11 protein-coding genes and 1 pseudogene are annotated in these 12,436 nt (G+C 60.0%); 9 read left to right on the top strand and 3 right to left on the bottom strand.

Annotated elements, in window-relative coordinates:
- Both KZX66_RS23890 and KZX66_RS23885 read left to right on the top strand, forming a co-directional pair.
- A pseudogene (locus tag KZX66_RS23890) lies at positions 1–181 on the top strand (hypothetical protein); the annotation flags it as partial.
- A 251-nt stretch (positions 182–432) separates the two neighbouring features.
- On the top strand, positions 433–762 hold the full coding sequence (locus KZX66_RS23885) for a hypothetical protein (RefSeq protein WP_248083701.1): 330 nt from the start codon (positions 433–435) through the stop codon (positions 760–762).
- Positions 763–1,169: 407 nt separating this feature from the next.
- On the opposite strand, the gene KZX66_RS23880 is transcribed toward KZX66_RS23885, so the two are convergent.
- Together KZX66_RS23880 and KZX66_RS23875 are read right to left on the bottom strand one after the other, a co-directional pair.
- Positions 1,170–1,724, bottom strand: a complete 555-nt coding sequence (locus KZX66_RS23880; RefSeq protein ID WP_248083700.1) for a hypothetical protein — start codon at positions 1,722–1,724, stop codon at positions 1,170–1,172.
- 77 nt (positions 1,725–1,801) lie between these two features.
- Positions 1,802–2,176 (bottom strand): cytochrome c family protein, encoded by a 375-nt coding sequence (locus tag KZX66_RS23875; protein ID WP_248083699.1) that lies wholly within the window; start codon positions 2,174–2,176, stop codon positions 1,802–1,804.
- A 211-nt stretch (positions 2,177–2,387) separates the two neighbouring features.
- On the opposite strand from KZX66_RS23875, the gene KZX66_RS23870 reads away from it, so the two are divergent.
- The 5 genes from KZX66_RS23870 (at position 2,388) to KZX66_RS23850 (ending at position 9,055) form a co-directional block, all read left to right on the top strand.
- Positions 2,388–2,759: a response regulator gene (locus KZX66_RS23870; RefSeq protein ID WP_248083698.1), complete on the top strand. Its 372-nt coding sequence runs from the start codon at positions 2,388–2,390 to the stop codon at positions 2,757–2,759.
- Positions 2,760–2,953: 194 nt separating this feature from the next.
- Complete coding sequence (locus KZX66_RS23865; RefSeq protein ID WP_248083697.1) at positions 2,954–3,568, top strand: biliverdin-producing heme oxygenase; 615 nt, start codon at positions 2,954–2,956, stop codon at positions 3,566–3,568.
- Positions 3,565–5,808 (top strand): ATP-binding protein, encoded by a 2,244-nt coding sequence (locus KZX66_RS23860; RefSeq protein WP_248083696.1) that lies wholly within the window; start codon positions 3,565–3,567, stop codon positions 5,806–5,808. Before KZX66_RS23865 ends, KZX66_RS23860 begins: the two co-directional genes overlap by 4 nt.
- A gap of 215 nt (positions 5,809–6,023) precedes the next feature.
- Positions 6,024–7,916, top strand: coding sequence for an alkaline phosphatase D family protein (locus tag KZX66_RS23855; RefSeq protein WP_248083695.1), 1,893 nt, complete (start codon positions 6,024–6,026; stop codon positions 7,914–7,916).
- A 125-nt stretch (positions 7,917–8,041) separates the two neighbouring features.
- On the top strand, positions 8,042–9,055 hold the full coding sequence (locus tag KZX66_RS23850; RefSeq protein ID WP_248083694.1) for a sensor domain-containing diguanylate cyclase: 1,014 nt from the start codon (positions 8,042–8,044) through the stop codon (positions 9,053–9,055).
- Between the two features lie 12 nt (positions 9,056–9,067).
- Here the strand turns inward: KZX66_RS23850 and KZX66_RS23845 are convergent, their stop codons facing one another.
- Entirely contained in the window at positions 9,068–10,084 is a 1,017-nt protein-coding gene (locus KZX66_RS23845) for an amino acid ABC transporter substrate-binding protein (protein ID WP_248083693.1), read from the bottom strand.
- 222 nt (positions 10,085–10,306) lie between these two features.
- Here KZX66_RS23845 and KZX66_RS23840 point away from each other — a divergent pair, with 222 nt between their 5' ends.
- Together KZX66_RS23840 and KZX66_RS23835 are read left to right on the top strand one after the other, a co-directional pair.
- Entirely contained in the window at positions 10,307–11,557 is a 1,251-nt protein-coding gene (locus KZX66_RS23840; protein ID WP_248083692.1) for an aspartate aminotransferase family protein, read from the top strand.
- 132 nt (positions 11,558–11,689) lie between these two features.
- A complete protein-coding gene (locus KZX66_RS23835; protein WP_248083691.1) occupies positions 11,690–12,406 on the top strand; it encodes a hypothetical protein in 717 nt (238 codons plus the stop codon).
- The last annotated feature ends 30 nt before the right edge of the window (positions 12,407–12,436 follow it).

Here is a 12,436-nt window from a genome sequence, read left to right as displayed (position 1 = left end):
GTTAAGAGCTTTCGTCTCAACCGAGGCGCGCATTCTACAGCAGCCTCATTTGCTGTCAAGTGATTATTTTCAGAAGCTTTCGAAGATTTCTTCAACAACTTCAACCACTTGCGCTTCAGATCTCTCTGCAGCGGGAGGCGAATACTACAGCATTGAATTTCCGGGTCAACCCCAAGACTGAAATTCTTTGTTCTTTTATAAAGAAAACGAGCCTGTCTCTATTACATGGACAGCAGGCGGATAACGCCCGCGATGAAAGTCGGGCACGTAATCGGACGTCGTGCAACTCCTTGAGAGCTTCAATCACTCAGCAAAGGCCGCGTATTCAGGCCGATCATCAGGAGGTCAGGGCCAGGCCGTTCGCCATCAGGGTCTTTTTTTTCACACACAGAACAGTAATCATCGCCCCCCCACCCCAGAGGAACCGTCCCCATGGAATTAACGCTGGAAGCTGTTGCGCTTTTCGCCCTTAAACTCGTGCACGAGGAGGACGGCGGCAGCCCGGTGTTGAGAGACGACCCGGTGATGGACGGATATGAGCGGGAGGTGTTTAGGTTGCTCGTACGGCAAGGGGACTTGTCGGGAGTTCTGCTGAAGATCGATGAATGTGTGGCGCAGGCGCTGGGGGTCGTGGGTGGCGCGAGTACGGTGTTGGGGCGAGAGTTGGAGCGGTTGGCAGATGAGGCGCAACAAGCCGCTACGCTGCAGGAACTGAACCCACCGCTCGAAGCGCTCAAGCACTACCTTAAAGCCATCCAATAATTGACTGTACGATTACCAGATTTCTTTTCATTACCAAGGTGCGTGGCCGCCATCTCATGAGCAATCCAAGGCGGAGTATTGATGCAATGAACCCACGATGCGCCCCCTTAGTGCTCCGTCAACACCGCCCGCCCATGGCACACACCACGGCAGCCATTGCCGCATACAGATCCGAACGAAACACCAAAACCGAAAAGAACACGCTTTCAGCCCGCCGCTCAATGCACAGTCATCAACGACAAAGCTTTGAATCCACGCCGCTGCCCCGTTTCTTCTGCCCATCCGTGGGATATGGGTTTCAGCGAAGCCAAAGCCGCCTGAATCGCCTGAAGCCAGTGTTCTGACGGCGTTGCATCGCATGAACGCGACCACCACACCGTTAACGGGTTCGGTGTAGGCTCAGCCCCTCAACCCTTCGTAACCCCTTCCACCAACACTCGCTGCCCCGCCTGTGTCACGTCATACACCTCCTGCCCACAGCGCTCGCCCTTGAACTGAAACTCCACCAAATACACCTTGCCCTTCTGCGGGCTGAACGTACTCATCAATGGACCGCAACGGTAATAAACCCCGTTGCCCTGGCTCCCGGCCGTGCTGGACACAGTCAGCTTCCTGGCGGGATCCGCCTGGATCTCCAACTGCGGGAAACGCTTGAACCCAGCACTGGCCACGGTCTGGTTGAGCTTGGCGATCCAATTGAAGACTTTGCCTTCGCCGGTATCCATCACGGTGCCGAGGGTTTCCAGGCGTGGATCGGGGTCGCCTTCGCGGCGGATGGCGAATTCGACGGGGTTGGTGCCGCCGCTGGCTTTCATGATGACTTTGGCGTGCTCAGCGTCGACGGTTACGATTTTCTGGCGCAGCTGGATGCCATCCTTGAGCAGGCTGGGGGATGAGTCGCGTTGGTTGGATTGGCAGGCGCAAAGGGCCAGCGCGAGTGAGAGCAGTGCGATTCGCTTCATTTGTGGATGTCCTTATCGTAAAAAGTCAGAGATGACAGGGGCCGGTGTTTAAACAAAATACCCAAGAGGCAAAACAGCTACTTGGACTGAAAGGTCTCAAGGTACGCCAGGATGTTGTCAATTTTCTCCCGGTCACTGATCCCCCAGAAAATCATCCGCGTACCGCTCACCACTTTTTTCGGAGCTTCTATATAGGCGGCAAGTTTGTCGCGGGTCCAGACCACGCCGGAGTTTTTCATCGCATCGGAGTATTGATAGTCGGAAGTGGTGCCGGCAGGCCTTCCGATAATACGGTTGAGTTGCGGGCCAAACCCACCGCGAGCGCCCTCGCCCACGCTATGGCAGCCGCCGCAGGTCTTGGTGAAGAGCTTGCCGCCCGCCTCGGCATCGCCGGCCGCGAAGGTGGCCTGGGTGTTGACGATCAGGGCGAGGATGAACAGGACGTACTTCATGGTGACTCCACATCGGCTGGTGCGGCGATTATGCCGTTTTATCAGGCGCGGATGCCCATCCAGATACCGCTTCGGCCCAGGCTGCGCTAGCCGGCAAAGACGCACCCTAGAGCCTCTGAATTGACCACCCATCGTTTAACGTTTATCCAATCGAACCTAAACGGCCACATCCCACTCCATCTTACTGAACCCCGATGGTGGAGTAAGGATCATGGCTCAGCCATCGATTTTAGTGCTGGAAGACGACGAGATCATTCGTTCGTTAATGGTGGACGTACTGGAGGAATTTGGTGCCCACGTCACGTCATTTCCTTCGGCGGATGAAGGGATGATTTTCCTGGAGCGCGATGATGAACAGGTGGACCTGATCGTTAGCGATATCCAGATGCCTGGCCTGTTGAACGGCTATGACTTGAGCCGGGTGGTAGCCCATCGTTGGCCCACCGTGCCAGTGTTGCTAACCTCGGGAAACAAGGCCATGGCTTCGCAATTGGGCAGCCGAGTGCGTTTTTTGCCCAAGCCGTGGAGCACCGAGCATCTCTTGGAATGTGTACAGACGGCACTGACTTCGCCCATGCATTGATAGCTTCGCGATATCACTTAAACCGAACTTCAAGCCAGACATTGCGGTCATTAGTGAACAGCGAGCGACTTTTCTGATCCGCTGGTCAGGCTTTTCGCCTTGTGCGTTCAGCAAATGGCCATGAGCTGTGTAGAATCGTCGCCCATTTCTACGCGTCACTCATGGCCGGCAGGCCCACAGTTCGAGCTTATTGAATGCATTCACAGGCCCATGACGTTGGTGCGCCATCATTGCTGGAAGCGTTGCGCACGGGCACTGCGCGCCTGCATGTAGACCTGGAAAAACGCCTGCCGTTTTTCTGCGAGCGCCTGGATGCGCACTGGTACCGACACCTACTCCAGGCGTACTACGGCTTCTATCAGCCGATGGAAGCCGCGTTGCGTGACGCAGCGTTGATTCCCGCTGGATTCGACCAAGTACAACGTGTGAAAACGCCAACACTGTTGCGCGATCTTCACGCACTGGGTTTGAGTGAGGACGCTATCAACGCTCTGCCTCGCGCGACCGACCTGCCGTGCCTCGACACCCCCGCCGCCTGCCTCGGCACCCTGTATGTGCTGGAAGGCGCGACCCTGGGGGGCAAAGTGCTGCGTCGAGAAATGGTCACGCGTCTGGCCCTGGACGCCGATAACGGCGCTGGGTTTCTCAATGTGTACGGTGCCGAGACCGGTCGACGCTGGAACGATTTTCTCGATTACCTGGGTCACCAGCCGCTGGACGCAGCTGCCAAGCAGCGCGCGGTGGACGCGGCCCGTTCGACATTCCGCTGCTTTGAGCAATGGCTCGACAGCCAGGAGGTACTGCTATGAAAACCGACGAATTCGAAGAGCTGCTTGCCAACTGCGCCGACGAGCCTATTCGCTTTCCAGGGGCGATACAGCCCCACGGAGTGTTGCTGACCCTGTCCGATCCAGACCTAAGGATCATTCAGGTCAGTGTCAACGTCGCCGACCTGTTCAACCAAGCCCCCGAGGCGCTGCTGGGCGAGCCGCTGCACACGCTGCTGGGCACCGACGCCGCTGTGGCCGTGCAACGCCTGGTCGAGTGCAATAATTTCATCGACGCACCATCACTGCATGTAACCTTTAACGACACCACGTTCGACGGCCTGTTACATCGCCATCAGGGCGTGTGGGTGTTGGAGTTCGAGCCCTTGCTGGAGAACTTCCAGCCGCGGATCGTGAAAGGTCCCACTAGCGGGCTGAGCAAGATGCTGCGACGTTTGCAGGCAGCGAAAACCCTGCAAGCGCTGTACGAAATCAGCGTGAATGAAATCCAGGCCATGACCGGTTACGACCGCGTGCTGATCTACCGCTTCGAGGACGAAGGCCACGGCCAGGTGATCGCCGAAGCGTCGTCGCCGTCCATGGAGCTGTTCAATGGGCTGTTCTTCCCCGCGTCCGACATCCCCGAGCAGGCCCGCGAGTTGTATCGCATCAACTGGCTACGCATTATTCCCAACGCTGCCTACGAGCCGGTGCCGCTGGTGCCCAAGCTGCGCCCCGACACCGGCGAGCCGCTGGACCTGAGCTTCTCCACCCTGCGCAGCGTGTCGCCGATTCATTGTCAGTACATGCAGAACATGGGCGTGTTGTCGTCCATGAGCATCTCGCTGATGAAGGGCGACAAACTCTGGGGCTTGATCAGTTGCGGCAACCGCGAGCCGCTGCTGGTGCCCAACGAGTTGCGCACCGCCTGCCAGACCATCGGCCAGGTGCTGTCGCTCCAGATCAGTGCCATGGAAGCGTTGGACCTGAGCCGTCAGCGCGAAGAAAAAGTCGAAGCCTTGGCACAGTTGGACCAAACGATGAAGGCTTCGGAACACAACGTGTTCGATGGCCTGGCCCGATGTGGCCAATTGCTGATGGACCTGACCCTGTCCGGCGGCGTGGCGATCATCGAGGACAAACAACTGCACCGCTACGGCAACTGCCCGGAACCGGCGCAGATCCGCGCGCTGCACCAGTGGTTGCAGGCGAGTGGCGGGCCCGTGTTTTCCAGCCATAACCTGGCGTCGGTGTACCCCCCGGCCGCCGAATTCCAGCAAGTGGCCAGTGGGGTCTTGGCCATGAGCCTGCCCAAACCTGTTGATAACGGCGTGCTGTGGTTCCGCCCGGAAGTCAAAGAGAACATCAATTGGAGCGGCGACCCGAACAAGCCGCTGAATCTGGAAACCTGCGACGCAGGGCTGCGTCTTCGCCCACGCACCTCGTTTGAAATCTGGAAAGTTGAAATGGCCGGCATCTCCACTAAGTGGAGCCATGGCGACCTGTTCGCCGCCAATGACCTGCGTCGCTCCGCCCTGGAAAACGACCTGGCCCGTCAGGTACTGCGCGAGCAACAGGCTGTGCGGGCGCGGGACGAGTTGGTGGCGGTGGTGTCCCACGATTTACGCAACCCGATGACCGTCATCTCGATGTTGTGCGGCATGATGCAAAAGGCCTTCAGTTCCGACGGCCCACACACGTCACGACGGATTTCCTCGGCTATCGACACCATGCAGCAAGCCGCCGGGCGCATGAACGTGTTGTTGGAAGACCTGCTCGACACCTCGAAAATCGAGGCCGGGCGCTATGTGGTCAAACCGGTAGCGCTGGATGTGGGGCAAATGTTCGAAGAGGCGTACTCGCTGCTCTCGCCACTGGCGATGGAAAAAGGCATCGACCTGTCGTTCAACGCCGAACCTGGCTTGCAGATCAACGGCGACCCGGAGCGACTGTTTCAGGTGCTGTCGAACCTGATCGGCAACGCCATCAAGTTCACCCCGCGCCAGGGCAATATTGGCATCAGCGCCATGAGCAACGGCAAAGAGATCGTGTTCTCGGTACGCGATTCCGGGGAAGGCATTGCGCCGGAACAATTACCTTATGTGTTCGATCGCTATTGGACCCAGACCGAAAACAACCCAACGGGCAGCGGCTTGGGGCTGTACATCACCCAAGGCATCGTCCAGGCCCATGGCGGCAGAATTGTCGCGGAGAGTGAAGTGGGACGTGGCAGTGAGTTTCGGTTTACGGTGCCGAAGGTGGTTGAGGACTCGCATACCTGATCAGCCCCGAGCCAGGCAGGCGTGTGTGGCGATGGAATAATGTGGCGAGCGGGTTTACCCGCGTTGGGCGGCGGCGCCGCCCCAATGAGCTCGTCGATGCGCCCCCCGCGTGCCGGCGACGATTACGAAGGACAACCCCCTGCTGCCTTAACAAAACACTGACATTCAGTGCGCTACGCTTGCCGGTTCTATCCAGCCAGGAGGTCTAGGCCTGCATGCCACATCCCGACACACTGTCCGCCGTATTGGCCGGTCCGCTGCTGCGGCGTCTCGAACCTCGGCGCCTGGTCATGTGGCTGGTGGGTACACGGGAATTGGCGCTGACGCTGCACCTGCCGGCACAGGGCCTGGAGATCCGCCTTAATCCGGACCAATGCCGCATCGTGCCCGTAGGGCGCCAGGCATTTATCCACCTGATTGATGTGCCGCTGGACGAGGCGCTGCCGCAGGATGTAATCGTCGACTACGACCTCCTGATCGACGGCTGCGGCATGGCGCAGTGGGCACCGCACCTGTTGTATCCCAACGCCCAATACCCGAATTTCGTACTGCACAGTCGTATCCACCAACTGGTCCATGGCTCGTGCCGCAAACCGCACCACTGCGCTGATGAAGGCCTGCTCTGCGTTGATCGCCTGCTGGCCGAGCCGCACACCCTTGCCGAACGCCCTGCCTTACTGATGATGAGCGGTGATCAGGTCTACGCCGATGATGTCGCCGGGCCGATGCTGCGGGCGATTCATGGGTTGATCGCGCGCCTGGGTCTGTTCGACGAATACCTGGAAGGTGCGGTGATTGATGACAGCGCCAGCCTCTACGGGCACGCCGCCAGTTATTACCATCGAGCGGACTTGCTCCCGGCACTGGACAGCAACAAGACCCTGCGCGAGCGCTTTTTTGGTGGCGTGAAAAAACCGATCTTCACCAGCAGCACCGCCGACAACCATTTGGTGACCTTCGCCGAAGTCATGGCGATGTACCTGCTGGTATGGTCGCCCACGCCCTGGACGCTGATCACCCTCCAGCCACCGCATCTGAACACCGATGAAGCCGCGCGCTATGCCCGCGAGCAGGTGCAGGTGGAAAAATTCCGCGCTGGCCTGCCCGGTGTCGCGCGGGTGTTTGCCCATCTGTCGACCTTGATGATCTTTGACGATCACGACATCACCGATGACTGGAACCTCAGCGCCCAGTGGGAGGAAACCGCCTACGGCCATCCGTTCTCCAAACGCATCATCGGCAATGCGCTGCTCGCGTACCTGCTGTGCCAGGGTTGGGGCAACAATCCGGATGCCTTCGCCACGCTGGTGAGCCAAATCCAGGCGCTGACCACCCAGGCGCGCAAAAGCCATCTGGACGCCGCCGCACAAGACGACCTGGTCGACAGTCTGTTGAAATTCCAGAAATGGCATTACGTACTGCCCACCACCCCGGCGCTGGTGGTGCTCGACACTCGCACCCGACGCTGGCGCAGTGAGTTCACCCTCAAGCAACCCTCCGGCCTGCTGGACTGGGAAGCCCTGAGCGAACTGCAACAGGAACTGCTCGATCACCCCTCGGCGATCATCGTTTCGCCTGCACCGATCTTTGGCGTAAAGCTGATCGAGACCGTACAGAAAGTCTTCAGTTGGTGCGGCCACCCCTTGCTGGTGGACGCGGAAAACTGGATGGCCCATCGCGGCGCCGCTCAGGTGATCCTCAATATCTTCCGTCACTCGCGCACGCCGGGTAACTACGTGATCCTATCGGGCGACGTGCACTACTCGTTCGTCTATGAAGTGCTGATCCGCCATCGCAACGCCGGCCCCCGGATCTGGCAGATCACCAGCAGCGGCATCAAGAACGAATTCCCACCGCGCCTGCTGGAATGGTTCGACCGCCTCAACCGCTGGCTCTACTCGCCGCGCTCGCCGCTTAACTGGTTCACCCGGCGCCGCACCATGCAGGTGGTGCCGCACATTCCCGAGCATGCAGAGGCCGGCGAACGCTTGTGGAACTCGGCGGGCATTGGCCAGGTGTTCTTCAACGAGCAGGGCCAGCCCGAGGCGATTTACCAGCACAACGCCAACGGGAAGGCGCGAACGCGCATGCTGGCGCCCAAACAGTAGCCAATTGCCACGCCCCTCTCACCTGTTTAAAGCGCCCTGGCCGCGTTGTACAGTAGCGCCAGCCATGGAGTATCGGCGTCAACATTGGCAGGCCCTGCAGGCCTGCTCAGCCAAGGAATGCGCAGATGGACGATACTTCCGGCAACAACCCGCAAGACCACGACGGCTCCCACCTTAACGCCGACATGTTGCACACCGTGCTGGAGTTGGTCAGCGACGGTATCTGGGACTGGAACGCCAATACCGGTTTCGTCTACCGCAACCCAGGCTGGTATGAAATGCTCGGCCACCCTCGGCACTCCCTGGCGAACAGCGTATTTACCTGGGAAAACCTCATCCACCCGCAGGACTATCCCCAGGTGATGACGCTGTTCGATGACTACATCAACCGTCGCGCGCCTTACTACCAGACCGAATACCGTTGCCGGAAAAAAGATGGCAGCTACCTGTGGATCGAAGACCGCGGCTACGTGATTGCGCGCAATGCCGACGGCTCCGTGGCGCGGATGGTGGGTGCTCACCGCGATATCCATCGACACAAATGCTCCGTCGAGCAGTTGGAGCGCCGCAATCAATCCCTTGAAGCGCTGGTGGCCGAGCGCACGCGCGAGCTGTCACGGGTCAATCAGCAATTGCAGTTGCAAGTGGATGAGAACCGTACCTTGGCCGAGCGGGACGCGCTGACCTCAATCGCCAACCGCTACCGCCTGGAGAAAGCGCTGCTGGAAGAGTGCGCCCGTGCCGAACGGTTCCGACGCCCGCTGGCGCTGATCGCAATGGATATCGATGACTTCAAACCGATCAATGACCGCTACGGTCACGCCATCGGCGACCAGACCCTGCTGCGGGTGGTGGAATGCCTGGAGAGCTGCATTCGCCCAACTGACCTGCTCGCCCGCTGGGGTGGCGATGAATTCATGGTGCTGCTGCCCGAAAGCTCGCTGGACACCGCCAAGGCAATGGCCGAGAACATCTGCGCCAGGATGAGGACCCTGCCCGTGCAGGGCGACGCGAACATCACCCTGAGCCTGGGCGTGGCCGAGCGCGCTATGGGAGAGTCGCCGGCCGCTCTGATGGCGCGCGCCGATCAGGCGTTATACCGCGCCAAGGCCGCCGGCAAAGACGGCGCCTCGGCGTAGGGCTGCCCGGTATCAGCGTACCGGCGGCGCGTACTGGATGCCGCCGTTGTTCCAGAGGGCGTTAAGGCCGCGTTTGATCTTCAACACACTGCCCTGACCGATGTTGCGCTCGAACACTTCGCCGTAGTTGCCCACTTGCTTGACGATCTGCACCACCCAATCCTTGCGCAGTTTCAGGTCCTTGCCGTACTCGCCATCAGCACCGAGCAGCCGCGCCACGTCCGGATTCCTGGTGGTTTTGGCCTGCTCTTCGACGTTCTGCGAGGTAATCCCCATTTCCTCGGCGTTGAGCATGGCGAACAGGGTCCATTTGACGATGCTGAACCACTCATCGTCGCCCTTGCGCACCAGGGGGCCAAGGGGCTCCTTGGAAATCACTTCCGGCAACACCACGAACTCATCCGGATGGGCCATCTTGATGCGCTGGGCATACAGGCCCGACTGGTCGGTGGTCAGTACATCGCAGCGGCCGGCCTCCAGGCCCTTGGCGCTTTCGTCGGCGGTATCGAACGTGATGGGCGTGTACTTCATGCCGTGGGTGCGGAAGTAGTCGGACACATTGAGCTCAGTGGTGGTGCCGGCCTGGATACACACCGTGGCTCCGCTTAATTGGTTGGCGGCCGTGACGCCGAGCTTGTTGTTCACCAGAAAGCCGATGCCGTCGTAGTAAGTGACACCGGTGAACACCAGGCCCATGCCCGAATCGCGGGAGCTGGTCCAGGTGGTATTACGCGAGATCAAGTCGATCTCGCCGGACTGCAGGGCGGTGAAGCGCTCCTTGGCGGTCAACTGAGTGAACTTCACTTTGGAGGCATCACCGAACACAGCGGCGGCCACGGCATGGCACACATCCACATCGATACCGGTCATCTTGCCTTGGCTGTCGGGCACGCCAAAGCCTGGCAAACCGTCGCTGACGCCGCACTGGATGAAGCCTTTTTTCTGAATCGCGTCGAGGGTCGTGCCCGCCTGCGCGGTACCGGCCAGGCCGAGGACTACGGCAGCCACTAAGGTTTTTAGGTTGTTCATGCGACGTACTCCCTGTCGATCTTTATTAGTCGGCGCCTCACAGACCGCGCCGTTTTTTGAGGATGCCGGGGAGTATTGACGGGTTTGGCGCGCCGCCACAAACGACCTTTTGGCAACAGCTCCTTCCGATTTGGAATGACCCGGCGATTTTATTTCGTTTGCGGCAGGGCCTGCCACGCAGCTTAGATAAAAAGACGCCCGCCACTGCCGAGTCCAGGATTCATGAGCCGCGAAAGCATCAGCCAGTCGATTTCCATCGTCCACCCCATCAGCCTCAGCCATGGCAGGAACGCCGAAGTGTGGGACACCTCGGGTAAACGCTACATCGACTTTGTCGGCGGCATCGGCGTGCTCAACCTCGGGCATTGCCATCCGGCCGTGGTGGCGGCGATTCGTGAGCAGGCGACCAAACTCACCCACTACGCCTTCAACGCTGCGCCGCACACGCCCTATGTCGAATTGATGGAGCGCCTCACCGCGTTTATCCCCGTGGGCTACCCGGTCAGCGGCATGCTCACCAACAGCGGCGCGGAAGCGGCCGAAAACGCCTTGAAGATCGTGCGCGGCGCCACGGGCCGCACCGCAGTGATCGCCTTCGATGGCGCGTTCCACGGCCGCACCCTGGCCACGCTCAACCTCAATGGCAAGGTGGCGCCCTACAAGCAAAAGGTCGGCGTACTGCCAGGCCCGGTGTATCACCTGCCCTACCCGAGTGCCGATAACGGCGTGACGTGCGCCGAGGCGCTCAAGGCCATGGATCGTCTGTTCAGCGTGGAAATAGACATTGACGATGTCGCCTGTTTCATCGTCGAACCCGTGCAGGGCGAGGCGGGGTTTCTGGCCCTGGATATCGAGTTCGCCAGGGCCCTGCGGCGGTTCTGCGATGAGAAAAACATCCCTCTGATCGCCGACGAGATCCAATCAGGCTTCGGCCGCACCGGCCAGCGCTTCGCGTTCTCGCGCCTGGGCATCGAGCCGGACCTGATCCTGCTCGGCAAAAGCATCGCTGGCGGCGTGCCGCTGGGCGCGGTGGTCGGGCGCAAAGCGCTGATGGACAACTTGCCCAAAGGCGGACTGGGCGGCACCTATTCGGGCAACCCCATCGCTTGCGCCGCCGCGCTGGCCACCCTCGATGTAATGACCGATGAGCATCTGCAGGCGTGGGGAGCGCAGCATGCAGAAGCAATCGTCAGTCGCTACCAAGCCTGGCGCGCGCAGCCGCCATCGCCCTGCCTGGGCCGGCTGACCGGGGTGGGTGCCATGCGCGGCATCGAGCTGATCAATGCCGACGGCACGCCCGCGCCGCAGAAACTGACGCAGTTGCTGAGCCTGGCACGGGACGCGGGCTTGCTGCTGATGCCCAGCGGCAAGTCGCGGCATATCATCCGCCTGCTGGCGCCGTTGACCATTGAGCCGGGGGTACTGGAGGAAGGGTTGGATATTCTTGAGGCATGTCTCAAGCGTTTGGTTTAACCGCACGTATCTGCCGGACGGCAGCCTTTGCGCCCGGATAAGGGCATTGTGCTGCCTTGACCTGATCCCCCTGCCCACTGAAAATGCGCGACGCTTTTTTGTCTCTCCGTTTACTGAAGTAGTGAAATTTCAATGTCCGATTCTTATACCGAACACGCCGCCGAAGAATCCGTAGTGGCCTCGCACGCCAAAGCTGAATACGAAAACGCCATCCATCTTTCACAACACGTGCCAGCGGCCAAGATCATCAGCGAGATGGTGCTGGACGCGTTCCACACCTCCAAAGAAAGCGACCAGATCCGCGAACTGCGCGGCGCCATCCGCCAGGCTCACGACGCCTTCGATGACGACAAGGCCTACGAACTGATGGGCCAGCTCAAGCAGCTCAAGGACGCCGAAGCCGCCGACAACATCGCCCTGGAAGACCTCAGCAGTAAATTCTCCATCAGCCGCATGTTGTCCAGCTTCAAGGACGACCCAGAGTTCCAGGAGCTGGTCTACGGCCTGGCCCTGAAAGTCCTGAACCAGTCTCACCAGGCCATCAGCAACCCAAGCGCCGGCAAAGGCAAGGCGGCTCGCCCCAAGAAAGAAGCCGAAGTGTTTGTGATCAGCAAGGACGGCATCAGCGTCACCCTGCCACTGCGCACACCGCGCTCGAAGTTGAACGTCGACCGCGAGGCGTTCGAGTTCCTGGGGTTCAGCTTTGTGGGTGACGGCGATGAAGCCGAGTTGGACGTGCAGAGCTTCGTGGACAACGCAGGCGTTGAACAGCCGCTGAGCCGCAAGAGCGTGATTGCCGCACTGCAACAGCAGACCGCGTTCGACGGTTACAGCATCGCGCAGCAGTAACCCGTCACAGCCACACAAAAGAGAAGGTGC

Origin of the sequence: Pseudomonas sp. EYE_354 (assembly GCF_023148575.1) — a bacterium.
Taxonomy (GTDB): Bacteria; Pseudomonadota; Gammaproteobacteria; order Pseudomonadales; family Pseudomonadaceae; genus Aquipseudomonas.
The sequence above is the reverse complement of the archived record's forward strand: the minus strand, read 5'-3'. Positions and strand labels throughout refer to the sequence as shown.